Origin of the sequence: Chitinophaga sp. XS-30 (assembly GCF_008086345.1) — a bacterium.
GTDB lineage: Bacteria > Bacteroidota > Bacteroidia > Chitinophagales > Chitinophagaceae > Chitinophaga.
In genome coordinates this window covers 722,678-745,886 of record NZ_CP043006.1, presented here as the reverse complement: position 1 = coordinate 745,886, position 23,209 = coordinate 722,678, and the positions used below count along the sequence as shown (strand labels likewise).

Here is a 23,209-nt window from a genome sequence, read left to right as displayed (position 1 = left end):
TCGAATTTCGCCTTTCCCTTTCAAAATCCGAAATTTGTGTACCCATATTAAACCCGATATCATTATGCCATTCAAGCTCCATGCACCATATCAGCCAGCCGGCGACCAGCCGGAAGCCATCCGCCAGTTGACCGAAGGCCTCCAGGATGGCGAAAGGTACCAGACCCTGCTCGGTGTCACCGGCTCGGGAAAAACGTTTACGGTAGCCAATGTGATCCAGAACGTACAGAAACCGACCCTGGTGCTGACGCATAACAAGACCCTCGTTGCCCAGCTCTATGGTGAGTTCAAACAGTTCTTTCCCGAAAATGCCGTGGAGTACTTCGTGAGCTACTATGATTACTATCAGCCCGAGGCTTATATGCCTGTCAGCGATACCTATATTGAAAAAGACCTGGCCATAAATGAGGAGCTGGACAAGCTCCGCCTCCGCGCAACGTCCAACCTGCTGTCCGGCAGGCGGGATATTATTGTGGTGGCCAGCGTATCCTGTATATATGGTATGGGTAACCCTACCGACTTTGAAAATGGCATCATCCGGCTGCACAAGGGGCTCACGATCGGCCGCAACACCCTCCTGCACGGACTGGTCAATGCCCTCTATACCCGCACCACCGGCGATTTCAACCGGGGTAATTTCCGGGTGCAGGGCGATACAGTGGACATCAACCTGCCGTATGTGGATTACGGTTACCGCATCACCTTCTTCGGGGATGAGATCGAGGAGATCGAGAGTTTTGATGTGAACAACGGTAAACGGATCGGCGTGCTGGATACGGCCGCCATCTTCCCCGCAAACCTTTACCTGGCCCCGAAGGATATGATGGTGCAGATACTGCACGAAATACAGGACGAATTGACGGCCCAGGTGGAATATTTCAAGGCGAACGGCAAACTGATCGAAGCGCAACGGTTATCTGAACGGGTGAATTATGATGTGGAAATGATCCGGGAACTCGGTTATTGCAGCGGTATCGAGAACTATTCCCGGTTCCTGGACCGCCGCCGCCCCGGTACGCGCCCGTTCTGCCTGCTGGATTACTTCCCGAAAGATTTCCTGCTGATGATAGATGAAAGCCATGTGACCATCCCCCAGGTCAGCGGGATGTACGGGGGAGACCGCTCCCGCAAGCTGACGCTGGTGGATTTCGGGTTCCGGCTGCCCTCCGCGCTGGATAACCGCCCCCTGAACTTTCATGAATTCGAGAACCTGCTGAACCAGACCATCTTTGTAAGTGCCACCCCCGGTGAGTACGAGCTGCAGCAAACAGAAGGCGTGGTTATTGAGCAGATCGTGCGGCCCACCGGCCTGCTGGACCCGCCGATTGAAGTGCGGCCCAGCAAGAACCAGGTAGATGACCTGCTGGATGAAATTGACAAGAGAGTGCTGAAGGGAGACCGCGTGCTGGTGACCACGCTCACGAAGCGCATGGCCGAGGAAATGGACAAATACCTGCATCGTATCAATATTAAATCCAGGTACATCCACTCGGAAGTGGACACCCTGGAACGTGTGGAGATCCTCCGGGACCTGCGGCTCGGGAATATAGATGTGCTGGTAGGGGTCAATCTGCTGAGGGAAGGGCTTGACCTGCCCGAAGTTTCCCTGGTGGCTATCCTGGATGCGGACAAGGAAGGGTTTCTGCGCGATGAACGCTCCCTGACGCAGACCGCAGGCCGTGCGGCCCGGAATGTGGATGGCATGGTGATCTTTTATGCAGACAAGGTCACGGACAGCATGCAGCGCACCATCGATGAAACTGACCGCCGGCGGGAGAAACAACGGAAATATAATGAGCTGCACGGTATTACGCCCATGACCGTACGAAAATCCAAAGAGCAGATCATGGGGCAGACCTCCGTGCTGGAAATTCGTCATTTCGATGATTCATCACCCTATGCCGTGCACGATGAAATGGCCATAGTGGCCGAAGATGCAGCCGTGTATAATCAGGATACGATCAAAAGCATCCCGCAAATGGAGAAGTCTATTGCCAGGGTGCGGAAAGACATGGAAAAGGCCGCAAAAGACCTCGATTTTATGGAGGCGGCCCGCCTCCGGGATCAGATGTTCACCATGCAGCAGGATCTGGAAAATATGAAGCGGAAATAGGCGCCTGAATAACTAATGTCATATAGAATTAATTGTAATTTGAATGGTATGATTGTGCTGTTTTGAACCGAACAGAATAAATGATTGTAATATCTAATTGATTTATATATATCCAATTAAGTCGGTTTTGTCAATTTTGTAGTACGGTCTGCCCCGGCAAAATTTAGAATTTTGTAATTTCCTTCCTGGATTTCATTAAATGTTTGATAATAAATCTATTGTGAAGAAATTTAACCTTCTCTTAACACTCTCAAACCCGTAAAAGCAATATTTATATTTTGATTATTCATTATATGATTGCTTTTAGAACCCCATATCTCCCCATTTTTTCGAAGTTTTCCATATTTCAGGCCATCTATTTGATGTTTTAAACGTACTGCCTACTTTTATTTCGAATTTTAAAATGAAACGCTATGAAGAAAACTTCATTTCAGGATTATCTGCCATTTATTTTTTTGACTGCGCTTGCAGTAATTGGTCTTTTTGTCCCGACCGTTCCCACATTTAGTGATGCAAGCAAGTATGATGCTGCAGATATTGCCTGGATTCTCGTGGCCACCTCTCTGGTGTTCCTGATGACCCCCGGGCTGTCCTTCTTTTATGGAGGGATGGTGAACAGAAAGAATGTGATCTCCACTATGATGCAGAGCTTTATTGCCACTGGCCTCATCAGCATCATTTGGGTAGTGGTAGGCTTCAGCCTCGCATTTGGTGATTCCAAGGGCGGGTTGATCGGTGATCCCACGACCTACTTTTTCTTTAGCGGCGTAGCTTCCGGCGAGCCCTGGGGAACTATTCCCATCCTGCTGTTTGCGCTGTTCCAGCTCAAATTTGCGGTGATCACGCCTGCCCTTGTGGTTGGTGCGGTAGCAGAGCGTATCCGCTTTACTTCCTATGTGTTGTTCATGGTGCTCTTCAGCCTGCTGGTATATGCACCTATCGCACACTGGACCTGGCATGCAGACGGCATTCTCTTTAAACTGGGTGTGCTTGACTTCGCCGGTGGTACAGTGGTACATATTTCTGCCGGTTGCGCCGCTCTTGCCGGTGCCCTGGTACTGAAGCGCCGTAAAGCGCATATTGCCAAGCAGGAACTGCAACCCGCCAACATTCCCTTTGTACTGATCGGTACCGGTCTCCTCTGGTTCGGCTGGTTCGGCTTTAACGCAGGTTCTTCACTCGGCGCTAACGCCCTGGCTGTAACTGCTTTTGCAGCCACCAATACGGCTACCGCTGCTGCTGGCCTTTCCTGGATCTTCTTTGATGTGATCCGCGGCAGGAAACCATCTGTGCTCGGCTTCTGTATCGGCGCTGTAGTTGGTCTCGTAGCCATTACACCTGCGGCCGGTTTTGTGGGCGTTCCCCAGAGCCTGGTGATCGGTTTTGTAGCGGCGATCATTTCCAATATCGTGGTACACTACAAGAATAAATCATCCATCGATGATACACTGGACGTATTCCCCTGCCATGGTGTAGGTGGTATGACAGGTATGCTGATGACCGGTATTTTTGCTTCTACAGCCATTAACGCCGGTGGCGCTGACGGATGGGCATATGGTAACTTCGACCTCTTCTACAAACAAGCGATCGGCCTGCTGCTGGTAGTAGCCTACAGCTTTACCGTATCCTGGGCTATCTTCAAGCTGATCAATATGATCCACCCGCTCCGTGTAACTGAAGAAGAAGAAGAGCTGGGTCTGGACGTTACCCAACACAATGAGATTTACCATCCCAATAACTTGAGCATTAACGGTAACGGTCACCTGAAAGAACAGGAGCCGGCCGTACAGGGCTAATATTATTTTCAGACTGGTTTAGAGAGATTTTTGTTTGATCCCCGGATTTATTGTTCATCATCACAGCGCAGGCTGTCAGCCATGCGGCCGCGTACTGTGATGATGAGCGATCCGGGAGTATCATGCCCCGATATTCACATTCAGCACCTCAACACGCAGCAGCCTTATCATTTTATTAACCAAAAAATCCCGTATAATGAGAAAAAGTTTATTCGTACTACTGGCTGTTTTTATTGCAATGTCAACCTCAGCCCAGGACGCTGATTCCACCCGCCTGCTGCCTGTCGGCTTTAAATTATCCGGATACGCAGACGTTTATTACAAGTATAACCTGAACGAGAATAATACTGATAACAAGACCAGCTTCACCAACTCGCATAACTCATTCGAGCTGGGCATGGTCTCCCTGAAACTCGAAAGTTCATTCAAGAACGTAGGCTTTGTAGCTGACCTCGGTTTCGGACAGCGTGCGGAAGAATTTGCGTACAACGATGAAAATACCCGCCTGGCGATCAAACAGCTGTATATCAACTATGCGCCGACCGACTGGCTCAAATTCACCATGGGCAGCTTCGGTACGCACGTAGGTTATGAGCTGGTGGATGCATATGCCAACAGGAACTACAGCATGTCTTACATGTTCTCCTACGGACCCTTCTTCCACACCGGTGTGAAGGCGGACTTCTCCTTCGGAGACCATAGCCTGATGGTGGGTGTGTTCAACCCTACGGACCTGAAAACAGCCAGCTGGACCGGTATCAAGTTCATAGGCGCGCAATATGGCTATTCACCGGAAAGCATACCTTTTGCTTTCTACCTGAACTACATCGGCGGACGGGATACTTTCCAGACGCGTAACGACCAGTTTGATGCTGTGATCACCTACCAGGTTGCGGAAAAATTCGGCCTGGGATATAACGGTACCTACAGCATGTACAAGAATGGTGTAAATACCAACTGGTTCGGCTCTGCGCTGTATCTGAACTATGATCCTTCTGAAAGCTTCGGCCTTACCCTGCGCGGCGAGTACCTGCAGGATAAAGATAATATCAAGCTGTTCACCGATGCGATGGAATACCCGGACGGCGGTAATGTGTTCGCACTTACTCTGTCAGGAAACTACAAGGTCGGAGGGTTTACGCTGATACCGGAAGTGCGGATGGACCAGGCTTCCCAGAACATCTTCATGAAGAAAGAAGAGTCTACGAAAAAAGTCTCTGCCAACGTGTTGCTGGCTGCGATCTATAAATTCTGACCTTAGAATACTGGCTCATATAAGAAGGTTTAACCAAACCATTATGCTCAGGGGCCGATTAATTTAGTCGGCCCTTCTTTACAGGCTCCTGTATGCCCTGGGAAAATTTCTCTTTGGCATACAGGAGTTTTTGTATCTTTTAGCGCCCAAAAGGGGGTTGAATCATATGCTACAACGTTCCACACTGAAATTTCTGAAGGACCTCAGACAGAATAACAACAAGCCCTGGTTCGACGAAAACAAGACCCAGTACCAGCAGGCAAAGGAAGATTTTGAAACACTGGTGCAGCAGATCGTCGACGGCCTTGCAAAAATGGACCCAAACCTCGAAGGACTAAAGGTAAAGGACTGTGTATTCCGTATCTATAAAGATGTGAGGTTCTCGAAAGACAAAACGCCGTACAAGGCCAATATGGGCGCTTCTTTTTCGAAAGGAGGCAAGAAAAGCCCGTATGCAGGGTATTATTTTCACCTGGAACCGGGCGGAGGCAGCTTTGCAGGCGGAGGGATCTGGATGCCCGATACTCCCGTTATAAAAAAGATACGGCAGGAAATAGACTATAATTTCCCGGAATTTCAGGGCGTTGTAGGGCAGAAAGAATTTATCCGGTACTTCGGGAAGGTCAATGGCGACACACTTAAAACAGCTCCCCAGGGCTATCATGAAGACAATCCCGCGATCGCTTACATCAAACTGAAAAGCCTGGTTGTTACCCATAACATTTCAGATGATGCTGCCACGCAGCCAACCCTTGTCAGGGATATCCTGCGCACTTTTGCCGTAATGCAGCCTTTTGTGAATTTCCTTAACCGGGCGCTGGACGATTGATCAATGCGCTTGCCCGTTTGCGCATCTTTGTGTACTAGTTACCGGAGGTTGGATCTTCCGGCAACTAGTGTCTTTCAATGGTGCATGTCTTTGCCGCAAAACACATTCAAGGCTGTGCAGGCGAACATGAAGCTAAATGGTTACAGTAAATCAATTCTTGTGTATCAAAAACTCAAACGGACGTGATTTACGGTTTTTCAAAAGGTTTTCTTTGTCAATTCTTGTCTGGGCAAAGCGTTGGTTATACACATTCGCTACTTCGATGATCGGCATAATTCCATCCAGTGTGTCTTTCTGATCAACGATGTTCATGATCCGGGATACCTGTGATGAGAAATTAGTACTCCACTCTTCAGTAAACTTGTGCATTAACAAAAGCTCACGGTTCGTGTTGGTTTTCATAGGAAAAAGGGTGTTTAGTTTGATAGTTTAGTTGTCATGGAAAAATTGGTAAATAATTTATTAGCATAGGATTGTAATACCAAAGTTGAAACTTAAACCCCACAAATCAATACTACTTCCGTGTAGTTTTTAAATCATACATATACAATTGTGGTAAACGCAAGCCAGTAGGCACTCTTACAGTTGCACTAAAGAACAGATTTATTCGTATATCCTTCATCGTAAAAGGAAGGGGAAGTGAATTTACAGTAAAAAAATTCAAATTCCAAGCATGCAGCCGTATAAAACATTGAGAATAAGGGAAAGATAAAATGACGATGCTGATGGCAATTGAAATTTAATATCAAACAATGAAGATCAGGAAGATGATAAATACCTGAATGACAGCTTTATACCTTTTTATAAAGAAAAGATGACGGATGTATCTGCATCCGTCATCCCTGATAAACAATTTTTTATGAAATGATTATATCCAGTTTTTTTGCTGCAGATATTCGGCTATCTGCACCGCATTTGTTGCCGCTCCCTTCCGTAAATTGTCTGCCACGATCCAGAGATTTAAAGTGTTAGCCTGCGTTTCATCCCTGCGGATACGGCCAACGAAAACCTCGTCCTTATCATGGGCATCTTTCGGCATCGGGTACTTGCCGGCTGCCGGCTCATCCACCACGATCACACCGGGCGTCTGACTTAAAATGCTGCGCACTTCATCCAGATCAAAATCATTGGAGAACGCTATGTTCACGCTCTCGCTATGCCCCCCGATCACTGGTATGCGCACAGTAGTCGCCGTCACTTTTACATTTTCATCACCCAGTATCTTCACCGTTTCCTTCACCATCTTCATCTCCTCCTTGGTATAACCATTGTCCAGGAACACATCGATCTGCGGGATCACATTCAGGTCGATCTGGTGCGCATAGGCCTTTTCCCCTTCAATGCCCTTCCGCTCGTTCATCAGCTGGTCTACCGCTTTTACACCGGTACCGGTCACGGACTGATAGGTGGATACCACTACACGCTGAATGCCATACTTTTTATGCAGGGGGTCCAGCACCAGCACCATCTGGATAGTGGAACAGTTGGGATTGGCAATGATCTTGTCTTCCGGCGTAAGCGCGGAAGCATTTACTTCCGGTACCACCAGTTTCTTTTCCGGGTCCATCCGCCAGGCAGAAGAATTGTCTATCACCGTAATACCTGCCGCCGCAAATTTTGGCGCCCATTCAAGGGACGTACCACCACCCGCGGAGAAAATAGCCACATTCGGCTTCATGGAAATAGCCGTATCAGCATTCACCACCTTGAACGGCTTACCCTTGAATATTACTTCCTTGCCCACAGACTTCTCGGAAGCAACGGGTATCAGTTCCGTTACGGGAAAATTCCTTTCCGCTAACACTTGCAACATTTTAGAGCCTACCAGTCCGGTAGCTCCTACTACGGCTACTTTCATTGTGCGTGTATTATGATTGTTTTATAAGAGACGCCAAAATTACTACAGAAAACCAAGATTTTTTTTATATTCGATGACTTTGTTGACTCATTAAATTCTTCTGTTATGCAACCCGTTGTTTGTTGTCTGCTTATTGCAGCCATCCCAACCATGGCCTTTGGCCAGTTTTCCGACAATTTTGACGATGGCGATTTTACACAGCATCCCTCCTGGCAGGGAATGGACACTTCATTCCTGGTGACAGGCGGCATGTTGCGGAGCCGCCACAACGTTCCCAACAGCACATTCTACCTTTCCTCCCCCGTAACGCTGTCCGGCGCCCTGGAATGGGAATGGTGGGTGCATCTGGACCTTGCCACTTCCTCCGTCAATTATGCGGATGTGTACCTGCTGGCACCGGATGAAAGCCTTTCCACCGGTTATTTCGTGCGCATCGGGAATACGGCGGACGAAGCAAGCCTTTACCGGCAGCCTCCCGGCTCACCTGCCGTAAAACTCATCGACGGGCGGGACGGTGTGACCATTGCTCCCCTGAAAATACGGGTCACGCGCACGGAAGCCGGAGAATGGCGCCTGTTCACCAACAATGTGCCGGAAGGGATGGCAACGGACCAAACCTACCCCTCGGGGGAACATTTCGGCATAAAGGTCCGCCAGTCCACCGCTTCATTTTTCAACCGGCATTATTTTGATGATATTTCCATTCGTCCGCTTGAAGCAGACACCACTCCGCCGGAGATCGCATTAGTTACGGCCCTGAGCGCGGGGGAAATACTGATCCGGTTCTCCGAGCCGGTAGACAGCCTGTCCGCCTGCAACACCGGTAATTACCTGCCGGAAGTGCAGCACATCACCTGGGAAGCGGACGCCGTGCGGATCATTTTGCGGGAGCCGCTGCAGAATGGCGTCAGTACGACCCTGTTCATCAAGGATATCATGGATATGAACGGTAATACCATGAAACCCGCTGAAGCTGATGTATTGCACTATACACCCGGCCGTTATGATGTGCTGATACACGAAATAATGGCTGATCCCACACCATCCGCCGGATTGCCGGAATATGAATATGCGGAACTGCGTAATGTTACGCCCTTCGCCATCAATCTGAAAGGATGGGTGCTGCGCACAGGCAGCGCCGCCACAACACTTCCGGATTACATTTTGCAGCCGGATAGCCTTGTGGTGGTTTGCGGGAGAACGGCCTTTCCTTTTTTTCATCCCGCCATTGATGCCGGAACTTTTCCCGCATTGCCGAATGATGGCGCAACCCTCTCCCTGTACGATCCGCAGGCAACACTGATACATGCCGTGGCCTACAGCAAATCATGGTATGAAGGCAGCATCAGGGATGCAGGGGGATGGAGCCTGGAAATGAAAGACATTCGCTGGCCCTGCGCCGGTGCTGAGAACTGGAAGGTTTCCGCAGATGTGGCCGGCGGAACACCGGGAAGAGACAATACCGCTGCCGGACCAATTTCAGCACCGCTGCTGCCTTCACTGGTTCGTATATCCGTTCCGGATAGCATGCGCCTGCAACTGCATTTTTCAGGTGGGCTGGACAGCCTGTCCGCCTGCAATCCGGCCTGTTATGACCTTCCGGAGATAGAAAGCATCAGTGCGGCGCCACCGCTTTTTGATGTGGTTTCCCTGCGCCTGAAAACAGCCGTCCGGCCGGGTGCGCTCACCGTAAGGGATGTGAAGGATTGTGCCGGAAGAACACTGCCGTTGCAAGGCCCCGTATCATTCGCCCTGCCTGTTAAACCGGACAGCCTGGACCTGGTGATCAATGAAATATTGTTCGACCCGCCACAGGGTGCGGCGGATTTCGTGGAAATATTCAACCGCAGCAATAAAGCAATAGAACTGGATAAACTGTATTTCGCTTCCCGGGATGCGGACGGTTTGCTGAAACAGGCTGTTCCGCTTGTCAGCAGCCCTTTTCTCTGTTTACCGGGAGATTACATCGCCTACACTGCGGAGATGGCGCTTTGCCGTTATTATACCTGCGGCGCCGCACAGGGAATATCTTCCCTGCCAACGCTGCCGCCGGACGAAGGCAATATCGTACTGCTACGGTCAGATGGGCAGATCATTGACGAACTGCACTATAAAAAATCCTGGCACCACGGCATTCTGCAGCAAACCCGGGGCGTATCGCTGGAACGGCTTCATTTTGATCATCCCACCGGTGATCCGCATAACTGGCATTCCGCCGCCGCTACCGCAGGTTACGGCACACCGGGAAAGGCCAATTCCCAGTTTCGGCCGGCATCGCCGCTGAACAGCGGCTTTGTGCTGTCCAACGAGGTGTTCAGTCCGGATAACGACGGCAATAATGATGTAGCCCTCCTGGCCTGGGACCTCCGGCAGGGGCAAACGGCCAATATCAGCATATTTGATGCTCAGGGCCGGCCCGTGCGCCATCTTGCCCGCAATCTGCTGCTTTCCGTTAACGGGCGGATCAGCTGGGATGGCATTTCAGATACCGGAGGGAACGCCCTGCCGGGTATCTATGTTATATTTGTGCAGGTTTTTGATCAAAATGGACAGGTTGGGGCATGGAAATTGCCGCTGGTATTGGCCGGAAACTGATTTTTGGCGGTTAAACGGCGGAATGAAAATTTGTCAGGACAATATCTATTGCTAATTTTTTATATTTGCCCTTCTTAAAAATGAAAACATGCAGTACAGAGAAATTGTTGCAGTAACCGGGTTAGGCGGATTATTCCAATTGCTGGCCAGCAAACAGGATGGCGCTATTGTGAGATCGCTCGAAGATAAAAGTACACGCTTTGTATCTTCCCGGGTACATAATTTTACCCCATTGGAAAGCATCGAAGTGTTTACAACCGGCGAGAACGTAAACCTGTCGGCTGTTTTCAAAGCCATGCAGGAACAGGAAGCCAAATTTCCGCTTGCTGATGCGAAAGCAGATAACAATACTGTAAAGGCTTACTTTAAAAATGTGTTTCCCGAGTTTGACGATGAGCGCGTATATGTAAGCGACATGAAAAAGATGGTGAAATGGTATGCCATCCTCAAAACCAATGATCTGCTGAAATTCGAGGAAGAAGCAGCTGAGGAAGCTCCTGAAGCGGAAGCCGCGGCTCCGGTGGAAGAAGAAAAGCCGAAAGCAAAGGCAACAAAAGCCAAGGCGAAGAAAGAAGAAGCTCCTGAAGCAGAAGCTCCGGCCGGTGAAGAAAAACCAGCGCCCAAAAAGAAAGCCGCCGCAAAAAAAGCCGCAACAGCGGAAGGTGAAGAGAAAAAGCCGAAAGCAACAAAGAAGAAGAAAACGGAAGAGTAATTACTTCTTATTTATAGAACATTGGAGCGTGTGTCTGTATGATGCACGCTCTTTTTGTTTTAATGATTATCCGCTTTCTTATACCATCGGTCCTGAAAAACCGTCATAGAGGAAGGTTTTCGATGATTGGCCTTCAAACGGGGCTTGCCTGTAAAGAACTCCTGTCAGCAAGAGGCCTGTGCATTTTTCGTACATGTATGCGGATAATGATTTTGTTTTATTCCGCGGATACAGTTGTCTCGATGCGTTGCTTTAGTAGAACGAGTATGCCCCGCCAATAAAAGGCAAGGTGCCTGTATATGGTTTCCGTGGGAAAATTTTCAACCCTTATCGTTAACGAAGTTTGCCCCTCAACAGGCGTTAGCAGAAACGTAATGACCGAATAGTTCTCCGCGGTGTCCGGTAGTCGTGAGACTGAGCTGAAATGACTGTACTGCAGGACCCTGTGCGGGTCGAACGCCATAACGGTGCCGTTATTTTCAAATGCTGCATGATGAAATCCTCTAATGACCACCGGATTACCCACCACCCAGTCCGTAAGCACTTCAATTTTCATTTCCGGCTCACCCATCCAGCTTCTCATCAGGTCCGGGTCCGTCAGGTACTTCCAGACTTTAGCAGGAACGGCATTTATCAGCGTTGTGTGCTCCACTTTTTCCATCATTGTTTTTTGATTGATGATGTCCGCGCCAAAATTTTCATCCACATAAAAATACAGGATAGCCGCCAACCAGGAGAAGTATTCCCCCCTGATTTTTTTCATCGGGATTTGTTAGCTAATTTTATCGATACTCAAAAGTTAAACGATGACACCATCTGCAAATATCACAAAGCCACCCAGGCGCTTTCTGCCGGAAGATTTTACCGTAACCACCTGGGAGGCGCTGGAACCCTATTTCATCACCCTGGAAAAGCAGGAGATCAACAGTCTTGATGAACTGGAAAAATGGCTGGCCGACATGAGCGAAGTGGAAGCCGTGATCAGTGAGGACGCTTGTTGGCGGCAGATCCGCATGACGCAGGATACAGCGAACAAGGCATATGAAGAAGCGTTCACCTATTTCTGCATGGAAATACAGCCTAAACTGCAGCCGCATGCCGATGCGCTGAACCGGAAGCTGCTGGATTGCCGGTTTACGGAACAGCTTGATCCCGCAGTGTATTTCCCTTACCTGCGGAATGTAAAAAAGCAGGTGAAGCTGTTCCATGAAGCGAATGTGCCTATTCAGGCGGAGCTGAGCGTAATGGCCCAGCAGTACGGCGTCATATCCGGTGCGATGACCATCAAAATAAAAGAACAGGAATATACCCTGCAGCAGGCCGCGAAGTTCTTGGAGAACCCGGACCGTGCACTGCGGGAAGAAGTGTTCACCAAAACGGCCGCGCGCCGTTTGCAGGACAAGGTGAACCTCGACGAGCTGTATTCAAAGCTGGTGGAAAAACGTCATCAGATAGCGAAGAATGCCGGCTTTGCCAATTACCGTGATTACAAGTTCGAAGAACTGGGCCGGTTCGAATATGCCAAGGAGGATTGCTTTCAGTTCCATGCCGCAGTGAAAGAACATATCCTTCCGCTGGTGAGGCAGTCTCTGGAAAGGCAACGCCTCAAACTTGGGCTGGATGCGCTGAAACCCTGGGACGGCGATGCGGAGCCTGCCGGTACCAAACCACTGGAACCCTTCACCAACGGAGCGGAAATGATCGATAGGTCCATCGCCTGCTTTTCCCGCCTCCGTCCCTTTTTCGGAGATTGCCTGCGTGTGATGAAAAATATGGGCCGGCTGGATCTGGATAGCCGCAAGAATAAAGCGCCCGGCGGCTACAACTGCCCGCTGGCGGAAACCGGAGTGCCGTTCATATTCATGAATGCCGCCGGTCAGATGAAAGACCTGACCACCATCGTGCATGAAGGCGGCCATGCCATTCACTCTTTCCTCAGTCATAACCTGCCGCTCAGCTCCTTCAAGGAATATCCGATGGAGATTGCGGAAGTAGCCAGCATGAGCATGGAGCTGTTCAGCATGGACCATTGGGATATCTTTTTCAGCGATCCGGAAGAACTGCGCCGCGCAAAGCTGCAGCAACTGGAACGCGCCATCAATATCTTCCCCTGGATCGCTACGGTAGACAAGTTCCAGCATTGGGTGTACGAGCATCCGCAGCATACCGTGGAAGAGCGTACCGCCGAATGGGTGCGCATCATGGATGAGTTCTCGCCAGGTAATATCGACTGGAGCGGGCATGAGAACTACCGCGCCAGCAACTGGCAGCGTCAGCTCCATCTTTTTGAAGTACCATTTTATTATATTGAATACGGTATTGCGCAGCTCGGCGCCATTGCCATGTGGAAGCAGTATAAGGAAAACCCGGAGCAGGCGCTGGACAATTATATGAAAGCCCTGAGCCTCGGGTACACCAGAACATTACGGGAACTTTACGAAGCAGCGGGGATCAGGTTCGATTTTTCTCCGGCGTATGTGAAGGAACTGGCCGGTTTCGTTCAGCAGGAGATCGACAGGATTGTGGCGTAAAAAACAGCGGGTTATTTACATTCCTTGCAAACGCCGCTGACCACCACTTCCACATTATGTGCGGCGTATCCTTTCGGCAGCTGGATGACCGGGATGTCCGTCTCATCCAGGCACTGCGTACTGCCGCATTCCTCACAGCGGAAGTGAACATGATGATCGTGATGCTCATGCTCTCCGCAGTCGGATTTACAGATGGCGTAACGTACGGACGTATCGGTAGTCGGTATTTTGTGTACGATCCCTTTGTCCAGGAAGGTCTGCAGTGTACGGTAGATCGTTACCCTGTCGAATGATTTGCCGCTGAGTTTCTCAAAGTCAGCGTGTTCCAGCGCGCCGTTGCTTTTCATAAAGAGCTCCAGGATCTTCATACGCGTGTCCGTAATGCTGAGTTTACTGGAGCGCAACAACTGCACGATGAGTTCTTTTTGTTTTGCATTTGCAGCCATGGCGAATCGATTTATTCATGCATAAGCCGGTCAATATCCTTGATCAGCTTGTCAATATCCTTGTCTTTTGTGCCTTCGTACAGCCCGCGTACCTGGCCTTCACCGTCTACCAGCGCAAACCATTGGGTATGCACGAAATCGTCAGGCCCTGTATAATGGCCGTCATCCACGAGATAGCTTTCACGGGCGAGTTTGTATAACTGTATCTTGTCCCCGGTCAGGAAATGCCATTTGTCCGGGTCCGCGCCATGTTTTTCTGCATAAGCCTTCAATACCGGAATGGAATCATAATCCGGATCGGAGGTATGAGAGAGGATCAGAAAATTGGGATTGGATTTGTACCGGGCAAAGACCTTTTCCATATTCCTGTTCATCACCGGGCAGATGTTGGTGCAGGTCGTAAAGAAATACTCCGCAACATAGATCTTGCCTTTTACATGCGCTTTGGTGATGGTCTTTCCTTCCTGGTTCCGGAAAGTAAAGCCCTGTACCGTATGGCCGGGCGTTCCCAGTACCGGTAATTTTTCCTTTCCGAAGAATTCCCCGGAATCTTCCTTGATCATGAGGCCGGAATAGCCCATGAATGCTGCGCTCAGCAGTACAAAGAAGATGATATAAAAGATCGCTTTTTTAGACATGTCATTTCCGCTTGATCGGATACACAAAGGTAGGACAGTTTGGGTTATTTCCCTACCAGCACGGCATCATCGAGATTATAGTATAATTCGTAAATATTTTTCTCATTGAGCCTTAACCTTCCTTTCAATTTCACGAAATCGTCTGTTTGAAATGAGGGTTTGCCCGATTTGAATTTCAGGGCCATAATGGTTTCCGGCCCGGCGCCGCCGCAGAAGAAGCAGGAATTGTTCGGATTGGCGGACAGTACGTACATGCCGTCCTTCACGTCCAGGGGGATGACATAACCGCTGATCACGATGTTCTTGCCATTCAGCGCTTTGATGTTGCGGCTGAAGGAAGGGTAGAGCATCGGCATTTGCAGTTTTTCATCCCATTTCCTGTCGAAAATAACATCGGACAACTGTTTCCAGCTTATATTCCTTGTTGTGGTGTCCGCATAACTTACAGTGGATACGGGCAGGGTTGCATCGTCATTTGCCTGTTGCCGAAGGCTGATGAATCGGGAAAGGTACCCTGCGGATGCTGCTGAATGCCTGCACCATTGGGAGATATTTGAGCAGGAAACCAGCAGGAAGGCCACGCAGGCGAGTAATATTTTTTCTGTTTTAAGCATTTGCCAATGTTTTTGAGATGTTCAGCCGGAATGCCCGGATCGCCGGGAATAACGCGGCCAGCAAACAGGCGGCCATGATAGCGGCGGCGGTGATCAGTTCTGTTGCGGAGACCTTCCATAACCCTGAAAAGGTGAGGTGATACCCGCTAAACAGTTCCTGCTGCAGCACCCACAGGCTGAGCCTGCCCAGTAAAAAACCGCCGGCGATGCCAGCCAGCGCCAGGATCAGGGCCTCCGAGAGCACCAGTCCCAGCAGTCTGCCCCTTCCACAGCCCATACTGCGCAACAAAGCCAGTTCGTACCGGCGTTCATGTGTGCCCTGTACCAGCATTACAAAAATACTGCAAGCTGCCAAGCCTGCCAACAGCCAGCCGAGAATGCGCAGCACTTCCGCGCCGGAACCCAGCAGGGATTGCAGCCTGTTCACCTCGATCGCCGGTACGGCGGCTTGCATGGCGGTATTCTCGTTGATCATCCTGGGGAATTGCAGTTGTGCCAGCGGGCTTCTGAAGCGGATGAGCACGGCTGTGATCTGTTTGCCGGGGGAGGATGGGCCGGCTTCTCCATTACCGTTGCGGCCAGCTTCATGTTTTTCGCCGGCCGGATATCTTGCGGCATCCGTACTTCCGTGTTCATGCCCGTCTTCTTCTTTTGCGTCATGCGAATGCGCTGTTTTGCCGTCGCTTGTATGATCGTCGTCGTCCTCATGTTCCTCCCCGTGGTGCCCCGCCGGCTCATGCATGGCCCACACGCTTTCCAGCGGTGTCAGTATCAGCTGATCGATAGCAAGGCCCGTGGGGGGCAGTATCCCTGTTACCACATAACTGTGCTCATCGTGTACATGCCCGGTTTCCGCCAGCCCGTGGGTGCCGGCGAATGTGCTGCCGGTCTTGAGACCGCTGCGCTCCGCCACTTTGGCGCCGATCACCGTTTCCATCGGGGCGGAGAAAACCCGCCCGGCAGCAGGCTTTACTTTATATTTATCGAGATAGGCAGTAGTGGTGCCGATGATGCGGAAGCCCTGGTAAGAATCTCCCAGTGAAAGAGGGATCGCGGATTCCACCATCGGGTGCTGCATGAAACGCTGCGCTTCCTGCAGGTAAATATTTCCCGTCGGCGCATCCAGATGATATACGCTGGAGAGGATAAGTTGAAGGGGACTGCCTTTGGCGCCAAGCACCATGTCCACCCCGTCTATCTGTTTTTCCAGTTGTTCTTTTGTTTGCCGGCTCAATGCGATCAGCATCAGGAGCACTGCGGTGCTGCAGGCCAGCAGCAGCCAGCATAATGTGGCATAGAGCGGTTTATGTAAAAGGTTCTTGAAAGCGATGCGAAAGATCATGAGAGCGCGATATGGTGATCAAAAACTTGTTTCAGGCGGCTGTCGTGCGTAACGATCAGCAGTGCGGCCTGTTGTTGTTCCGCCTGCTCTGCCAGCAGGGTGGCCACTGCGATGCAGTTTTCGTCGTCCAGACTGGCCGTTGGCTCATCTGCCAGCAGCAGTTGCGGGGAAGTGATCAGCGCCCTTGCGATGGAAGCCCGCTGCTGCTCCCCCTGGCTCAGTTGTGCCGGTTTTTTGTGCAGGAGCCCGCCGATGCCCAGCTTTGCCGAAAGATCGTCCAGCCGCTGCTGCGGATGGTCTTTCGAAGAGAGCGCTGCGGGCAGAAGGAGATTTTCCTTTACCGTGAGGGAGGCTATAAAATGCGACTGCTGGTAGATGATGCCGATATGCCTGCCCCGGAAATTGTCCATGGCCGCGGTCGCGAGTGGTGGTATATCCGTTCCGGCGATGTTGATCTCTCCGCCAGCGGGCTTCAGCAAACCGGCGAGCAGGTGCAGCAGGGTGGTTTTTCCGGCGCCGGACTGCCCCGTGATGAGCAGTACGCGCCCTCCCGCACATGCCATGTCCGGAAACTGCAGCAGCCTTCCGTTGGGATGCGCGTAAGCAAGGTTCCTGGTGTATATCATATATTCCTTTCTTTATGGCAACATTGTTGCAATCTGGTGCTCTTGACGAGTGAAGATACCCATCCCCGCTGAATTTTTTTCTTAAAGTTATCATAAAATGCAACAATGATGCAAAAATGTTATAATTTTGTTGCCCACAAAAATCAGAACTGTATGCGGACGAATCTTTTCTCTAAATGGAACCTTGATGCGCTGGGTATTGGCGCTTCCCTGGTATGTGCGGTGCATTGCGTGATGCTGCCGCTGGTGATCACCGCCCTTCCCCTGCTGGGGCTGGAGATGCTGGAGAACGAAATGCTGGAATATGTGTTGTTGGGTTTTTCCTTTCTTGTCGGATATACGGCGCTTTTCCGGGGGTATCATCGGCAGCACCGCCATATCCGTCCGCTGATATTGTTCACCTTAGGTTATGGTGGCCTGCTGGCAGGTCATTTTCTCTCACCGGAATCCTGGGAACCGTTTGTGATCACGGCAGGCGCTGCGCTGATCGTCTGGGCGCATTTGCTGAACCTGAAGGAATGCCGGAACTGCAAGGTGTGTGCAGAGGAGCCGGGAGAGGTTCACCGGCATTGACAGCCATGCCTGCCCTGTACACTAGTAGCGCAGGCATATCTGTGCACCGGTCTCAAAAAAGGCCGCTATCCACATCAAATTCCTCACATAAAACATTCCCATGACCACCTTCCAACTCACACCGGACATGTTGCGCCAGCCGGTGCGCAAGCTCCCCGTCACCGTGCTCAGCGGTTTCCTGGGAGCAGGCAAAACCACCCTGCTCAACCACATCCTGCATAACAAGGAAAATTTACGTGTAGCCGTTATCGTAAATGATATGAGCGAAGTGAACATTGACGCTCAGCTGGTGCGGAACGAAAATGTACTGCATCATACAGAAGAGAAACTGGTGGAGATGAGCAACGGCTGCATCTGCTGTACACTGCGGGAAGACCTGCTGCAGGAAGTGCAGCGGCTCGCCGCCGAAGGGCGTTTCGACTACCTGTTGATCGAGTCCAGTGGTATCTCCGAGCCGTTGCCGGTTGCACAGACCTTCACTTACCGCGATGACCAGCTGGGGATCGACCTCGGTGCTTTCAGTACGCTGGATACACTGGTGACCGTCGTGGATGCCTATAACTTCCATCGGGATTACTCCAGCCGCAAGCTCCTGCAGGATGCAGGATTGACGGACGATCAGCAGGATACCCGCAGCATTGTGAACCTGCTCACCGAACAGATCGAATTTGCCAACGTGATCATCCTCAATAAATGCGACCTCGTTACGGCGGAACAGCGGAACGCGCTCAAAGCCGTGATGCGCAAGTTCAATGCAGACGCAAGGATCATTGAATCAACCCATGGAAAGATACCGCTTAGCGAAGTGCTCAATACCGGGCGCTTCGATTTCGACAAAACATCGCAAAGTGCCGGCTGGATCGCAGAGCTGGAGAAGGAACATGTGCCGGAAACGGAGGAATACGGTATCAGTTCCTTTGTATATCGCAGCCGCGCCCCCTTTCACCCCGAACGCTTCTGGAACTACATCCAGGCGAACTGGCCCGCCGGCGTGATCCGCAGCAAAGGGCTTTGCTGGATCGCCTCACGGCCGGACATTGCCATCAACTGGAGCCAGGCCGGCCCCTCCTTGATGGCCGACAAAGCAGGGCAGTGGTGGTGCTCCATCCCCCGGCAAAACTGGCAGATCGACACCGCAACATCCGACCTTATACAGCAACGCTGGCACCCCGTATTTGCCGACCGCTATAACGAGATCGTGATCATCGGCCAGGATATAGATAAAGACCTGATCACAGCAGAATTAAATGACTGCCTTTGTAATGATGTGGAGATCAGCCACTGGACCAAAGGGAGCAATTTCAGCGACCCGTTCCCTATGCTGTAATTTAGATTAGTCTAAAAATAAATTTAGATGAATATCAAATTCATTTTTAAATTTGCCTTATAAAATGGAAAAATGATCAAGGGAATTATACGTTTTACCTGTATTATATTAATGATAGCGCAGCCGGGGTTGTTGTTTGCCCAGGGCCGCCTGAAAGGCACGGTTACAACAGACGGAAAACCAGTGCCTTTTGCCAGCGTTGGATTCAAGGACCTGAAAACGGGCATGGTCACCAATGAATCCGGAGAGTTTGACCTGAAGGATGTTCCTCCGGGAAAACATCAGTTGCAGGTGAGTGCGGTGGGCTATGTTCCCTATCTTCAATCTGTTCTCGTAAAGTCAACCGGCATCACGGAAGCGACTATCCGACTGCTGGCTACGTCATCCAGTCTGAACGAAGTGGTGGTCAGCGGAACGCTCCGGCCGGTTTCCAAAATGGAAAGCCCCGTGCCTGTGGAGGTCTATTCCCCGGTCTTCTTTAAAAAGAACCCCACGCCCAGCATTTTTGATGCCCTGCAGAATGTGAATGGTGTAAGGCCGCAGCTGAATTGTAATGTGTGCAATACCGGAGATATCCATATCAACGGGCTGGAAGGCCCTTATACTATGGTGATGATAGATGGCATGCCCATCGTCAGCGCCCTGTCTACCGTATATGGTTTGTCCGGCATCCCCAACAGCCTCGTGGAAAGAGTGGAGATCGTCAAAGGCCCGGCCTCCACGCTTTACGGTTCGGAAGCTGTGGCGGGCCTCATCAATATTATCACCAAATCCCCATCCACCGCACCGCTGCTGACGGCGGATGTGATGGCTACCAGTTGGCAGGAATATAATGTTGATCTCGGCCTCCGCGTAAATGCCGGTAAAAAGGCCCAGGGGCTGGTGGGGCTGAACTATTATAATTACCAGCAACCATTCGACAAGAACGGCGACGGCTTTACGGACGTTACCCTGCAGCACCGTATCTCCGTATTCAATAAGTGGAATTTTTCCCGCAGGCATGACCGTGTGGCAACTATCGCCGCCAGGTATTTTTATGAGGACAGATGGGGTGGTGAAATGCAATGGGGTAAACAATGGCGGGGGACGGACAGTGTTTATGGCGAAAGCATCTACACCAGCCGGGTTGAAGTGATCGGTCAATATCAGCTGCCCACAAAAGAGCATTTCATGCTGAACGGATCATTCAACTATCACGATCAGAATTCGGTGTACGGCACTACCTGGTTCCTGGCGCAGCAGTCCATCGCCTTTGCGCAGCTTACCTGGGATAAGGAAATTGGCAAACACAATCTGCTCGCGGGCCTTCCTTTCCGGTACACCTATTATGATGATAATACCGCCGCAACAGCCGGCAAGAATCAGAATCCGCCCAAACGCACATTGCTGCCGGGTGTGTTTTTCCAGGATGAATTCAAATTTGCGCCTTCGCATACGCTGCTGATGGGCATGCGGTATGACTATAACTCTGTTCATGGCGACATCCTTACACCGCGCCTGGCCTATAAATGGGCGCCCAACTACCGGAATGTGCTGCGCCTGAACGCAGGTACCGGGTATCGTGTGGTATCCATTTTTACGGAAGATCATGCGGCGCTGACCGGGGCGAGGGACGTAGTGGTGAACGGGGAGCTGAAACCGGAGCGCAGCTGGAACGTCAATCTGAACTATACGAAGAAGATACCGCTGAACAATGCTTTTCTCGGGCTGGATGCCACAGCGTTCTACACCTATTTTTCCAACAAGATCTTCCCGGATTACAGCAGTCCGGATACCATTGTCTATGAGAACCTGAATGGTCATGCGATCTCCCGGGGCGCCAGCCTGAATGTGGACCTGATGTTCAACTTCCCGCTGAAACTGATTGCGGGGGTTACCTATGTGGATGTATATGATAAGGAGAACAGCCTCAAAACCCGGCCCATGCTTTCAGAGAGAGTGTCCGGCACATGGTCTGTTTCCTATACGTTCACCAAACCGGGCATCAGCCTGGATTATACCGGTAACTTATACGGCCCCATGCTGCTGCCTTTGCTGGGCGAGCATGATCCCCGGCCCGGAGCGTCTCCCGTATGGAGCATCCAGAACATCCAGCTGACCAAAAAGTTTGCAAAAGGATGGGAAATATATGGTGGGGTGAAGAACCTGCTGAATTTTACACCGCCGAAGAATTCCATTGCCCGCTCGCATGATCCGTTCGACAAGCTGGTGGAATACAATCCGGACGGTTCTGTGATGCAGACGGCGGAAAATCCGCATGCGCTGACATTTGACCCGACTTATGTGTTTGCGCCCAACCAGGGCATCCGGGGTTTTCTCGGTGTCCGGTTCACCAGACCCTAAAGGCCTAATCCAATCTTGATACCCAGGTGAATGCTCGGCAGTACGTTGACCAGTTCACCGCGGTCCCGGTTCACCGCCGTACCGCTGGAGGAGAAGTTTGTGTAACGATATATCTTGCTGCGCACACCAATGCCAATGTAAGGATCGATCACGAACTTCTCTTTCCTTATTTGCCGGCCCAGCAGCAGCTGAATGCCATAAACGTTCTTGTCGCCCGATTCCTGGAAGACCTGGTTATTAAAGGTCACATCTTCTTTGGGGTAGAACACTTTCTTGTAGAACAGCACCGGTTCAAAATAGGTGCCGCGGGCACTGGAGGCAGCCTGCGAACGGACGATATACCATTTCATGCCCACCCTGAAGCCCAGCCCGCGCCCTTCCACCAGCTGTTCCGTACTGAGGTCCGGCTTCTTCTGCCCCACATCCACCCGGCGGAGGAAAACATAGTCCGGGTAATCCGTATAAATACCGCTGACCCCCAGCTCAAGGCTGAGTTTTTCGGAAAGGTCCTGTTCCAGGTAGATGTCCAGTGCGCTGATGATGGTGGTAGGATTGACTTTCAGGTATGTCCGTTTACGGAAGCTTTCCTGGGCGCTGGAGCATAGGCTGATAAAAGTGAACAGCAGGAAAAAGGGTAGTGATCGTTTCATCTGTACAAAATGTTTTTTTAACTGCCAGATGGAAATTCTTTTCATGGCAACTAACAGTTGAAGCAGTGCAGGATTATGATTCTGATGTCAATAATCGTTCCACAATCAGGGGAAACCACTGGTGTTCCAGTACCTGCACCTTTCGGGCCAGCGTCTCCGGCGTATCGTCCGGGGAGATGGCGCAACGTTCCTGCAGGATGACACCGCCGTCGTCGTACTTTTCATTTACATAATGGATGGTGATGCCGCTTTCCGTTTCTCCGGCAGCCAGCACCGCCTCATGTACAAAATGGCCGTACATGCCCTTGCCGCCGAATTTAGGTAAAAGTGCGGGATGTATATTAATTATATGTCCCGGAAATGCGGCAATCAGATTAGCGGGCACTTTCCAAAGGAAACCGGCCAGTACTACCAGGTCTGTTTTTGCATCCTGTAACAGCTTTACATACCGGTCACCCCGGAAGAACGCTTCCTTGTCGATCAGCACGGCGGGTATCTGTTCCTCTTCCGCGATCCTGAAAATACCGGCCTCGGCCTTGTTGGAGAGGATGAGCGTCACTTTGGCCAGGCCGGAATGCCTGAAATGGTCGATGATCTTCCGGGCATTACTGCCTGCGCCCGATGCAAAAATGGCAATGTTCTTCAAGCCTGTTATTTTATGAGGTGCAAAAATAGGCAGATAAGACTTTACGGGTCAGTCTTTTTTCATTAAATTTAAGGTTACAGGGCAAATAAGGAGGGTGAATGGACCCCGGGTGACCGAAATCAGGAGAAGTAAACCATTATTTTGATATCTTGTTAAGGAAGGGTAGAACAGCATATTTTCACCCAACAAAATTTCTTTGTATATATAAGTGACATTTCAGGTCAGGTAAAAATAATATCACTCAATACCCCGGTTTTCTGTTTTTGCGGAAATATGATTTTTGTCAGGTATTCGATGGAGACCTTGGGCCACGGT

General features: G+C 50.6%; 20 protein-coding genes. 10 read left to right on the top strand and 10 right to left on the bottom strand.

The genetic code is table 11. The features are described from left to right. The first annotated feature begins 64 nt into the window (after positions 1 to 64). The 4 genes from uvrB (at position 65) to FW415_RS03090 (ending at position 5,993) form a co-directional block, all read left to right on the top strand. The gene (gene uvrB, locus FW415_RS03105; protein WP_148382836.1) at positions 65 to 2,113 is read left to right on the top strand and encodes an excinuclease ABC subunit UvrB; all 2,049 of its coding nucleotides are present in this window, start codon (positions 65 to 67) and stop codon (positions 2,111 to 2,113) included. Between the two features lie 413 nt (positions 2,114 to 2,526). After that, positions 2,527 to 3,909, top strand: a complete 1,383-nt coding sequence (locus FW415_RS03100; RefSeq protein WP_148382835.1) for an ammonium transporter — start codon at positions 2,527 to 2,529, stop codon at positions 3,907 to 3,909. Positions 3,910 to 4,105: 196 nt separating this feature from the next. Further along, positions 4,106 to 5,164, top strand: coding sequence for a porin (locus FW415_RS03095; RefSeq protein WP_148382834.1), 1,059 nt, complete (start codon positions 4,106 to 4,108; stop codon positions 5,162 to 5,164). 166 nt (positions 5,165 to 5,330) lie between these two features. Then, positions 5,331 to 5,993 (top strand): DUF2461 domain-containing protein, encoded by a 663-nt coding sequence (locus FW415_RS03090; protein WP_148382833.1) that lies wholly within the window; start codon positions 5,331 to 5,333, stop codon positions 5,991 to 5,993. 150 nt (positions 5,994 to 6,143) lie between these two features. Here FW415_RS03090 and FW415_RS03085 read toward each other — a convergent pair whose 3' ends face one another. Both FW415_RS03085 and FW415_RS03080 read right to left on the bottom strand, forming a co-directional pair. Beyond that, on the bottom strand, positions 6,144 to 6,395 hold the full coding sequence (locus FW415_RS03085; protein WP_148382832.1) for a hypothetical protein: 252 nt from the start codon (positions 6,393 to 6,395) through the stop codon (positions 6,144 to 6,146). 466 nt (positions 6,396 to 6,861) lie between these two features. After that, positions 6,862 to 7,851 (bottom strand): aspartate-semialdehyde dehydrogenase, encoded by a 990-nt coding sequence (locus FW415_RS03080; protein WP_148382831.1) that lies wholly within the window; start codon positions 7,849 to 7,851, stop codon positions 6,862 to 6,864. Between the two features lie 105 nt (positions 7,852 to 7,956). Here FW415_RS03080 and FW415_RS03075 point away from each other — a divergent pair, with 105 nt between their 5' ends. Beyond that, positions 7,957 to 10,446 (top strand): lamin tail domain-containing protein, encoded by a 2,490-nt coding sequence (locus tag FW415_RS03075; RefSeq protein ID WP_148382830.1) that lies wholly within the window; start codon positions 7,957 to 7,959, stop codon positions 10,444 to 10,446. An 88-nt stretch (positions 10,447 to 10,534) separates the two neighbouring features. Then, positions 10,535 to 11,158 (top strand): DUF5606 domain-containing protein, encoded by a 624-nt coding sequence (locus FW415_RS03070; protein ID WP_148382829.1) that lies wholly within the window; start codon positions 10,535 to 10,537, stop codon positions 11,156 to 11,158. A 217-nt stretch (positions 11,159 to 11,375) separates the two neighbouring features. Here the strand turns inward: FW415_RS03070 and FW415_RS03065 are convergent, their stop codons facing one another. Further along, positions 11,376 to 11,921: an SRPBCC domain-containing protein gene (locus FW415_RS03065; protein WP_246858892.1), complete on the bottom strand. Its 546-nt coding sequence runs from the start codon at positions 11,919 to 11,921 to the stop codon at positions 11,376 to 11,378. Positions 11,922 to 11,964: 43 nt separating this feature from the next. Between FW415_RS03065 and FW415_RS03060 the strand changes: the two genes are divergently transcribed. Further along, entirely contained in the window at positions 11,965 to 13,689 is a 1,725-nt protein-coding gene (locus FW415_RS03060; RefSeq protein ID WP_148382828.1) for a M3 family oligoendopeptidase, read from the top strand. Positions 13,690 to 13,700: 11 nt separating this feature from the next. Here FW415_RS03060 and FW415_RS03055 read toward each other — a convergent pair whose 3' ends face one another. Genes FW415_RS03055 through FW415_RS03035 form a run of 5 tightly spaced genes read right to left on the bottom strand, consistent with a single transcriptional unit; the run spans position 13,701 to position 17,355 of the window. Next, complete coding sequence (locus FW415_RS03055) at positions 13,701 to 14,135, bottom strand: Fur family transcriptional regulator (RefSeq protein WP_148382827.1); 435 nt, start codon at positions 14,133 to 14,135, stop codon at positions 13,701 to 13,703. Between the two features lie 11 nt (positions 14,136 to 14,146). Next, positions 14,147 to 14,773: an SCO family protein gene (locus FW415_RS03050; RefSeq protein ID WP_148382826.1), complete on the bottom strand. Its 627-nt coding sequence runs from the start codon at positions 14,771 to 14,773 to the stop codon at positions 14,147 to 14,149. A gap of 44 nt (positions 14,774 to 14,817) precedes the next feature. Continuing rightward, positions 14,818 to 15,387, bottom strand: coding sequence for a DUF3299 domain-containing protein (locus tag FW415_RS03045; RefSeq protein WP_148382825.1), 570 nt, complete (start codon positions 15,385 to 15,387; stop codon positions 14,818 to 14,820). Further along, complete coding sequence (locus FW415_RS03040; RefSeq protein ID WP_148382824.1) at positions 15,380 to 16,729, bottom strand: FtsX-like permease family protein; 1,350 nt, start codon at positions 16,727 to 16,729, stop codon at positions 15,380 to 15,382. The genes FW415_RS03045 and FW415_RS03040 overlap by 8 nt, the downstream gene beginning before the upstream one ends. After that, positions 16,726 to 17,355: an ABC transporter ATP-binding protein gene (locus FW415_RS03035; RefSeq protein WP_148382823.1), complete on the bottom strand. Its 630-nt coding sequence runs from the start codon at positions 17,353 to 17,355 to the stop codon at positions 16,726 to 16,728. Before FW415_RS03035 ends, FW415_RS03040 begins: the two co-directional genes overlap by 4 nt. Before the next feature lie 153 nt (positions 17,356 to 17,508). Between FW415_RS03035 and FW415_RS03030 the strand changes: the two genes are divergently transcribed. The 3 genes from FW415_RS03030 (at position 17,509) to FW415_RS03020 (ending at position 21,598) form a co-directional block, all read left to right on the top strand. Beyond that, a complete protein-coding gene (locus FW415_RS03030; protein ID WP_168208640.1) occupies positions 17,509 to 17,928 on the top strand; it encodes a MerC domain-containing protein in 420 nt (139 codons plus the stop codon). Between the two features lie 100 nt (positions 17,929 to 18,028). Beyond that, positions 18,029 to 19,255, top strand: a complete 1,227-nt coding sequence (locus FW415_RS03025) for a GTP-binding protein (protein ID WP_246858891.1) — start codon at positions 18,029 to 18,031, stop codon at positions 19,253 to 19,255. 72 nt (positions 19,256 to 19,327) lie between these two features. Beyond that, entirely contained in the window at positions 19,328 to 21,598 is a 2,271-nt protein-coding gene (locus FW415_RS03020; protein WP_148382821.1) for a TonB-dependent receptor, read from the top strand. On the opposite strand, the gene FW415_RS03015 is transcribed toward FW415_RS03020, so the two are convergent. Both FW415_RS03015 and FW415_RS03010 read right to left on the bottom strand, forming a co-directional pair. Next, entirely contained in the window at positions 21,595 to 22,248 is a 654-nt protein-coding gene (locus FW415_RS03015) for a hypothetical protein (protein ID WP_148382820.1), read from the bottom strand. The two genes, FW415_RS03020 and FW415_RS03015, sit on opposite strands and share 4 nt — an antisense overlap. Positions 22,249 to 22,321: 73 nt before the next feature. Then, positions 22,322 to 22,894, bottom strand: a complete 573-nt coding sequence (locus FW415_RS03010) for a phosphoribosylglycinamide formyltransferase (RefSeq protein ID WP_148382819.1) — start codon at positions 22,892 to 22,894, stop codon at positions 22,322 to 22,324. Between the last annotated feature and the right edge of the window lie 315 nt (positions 22,895 to 23,209).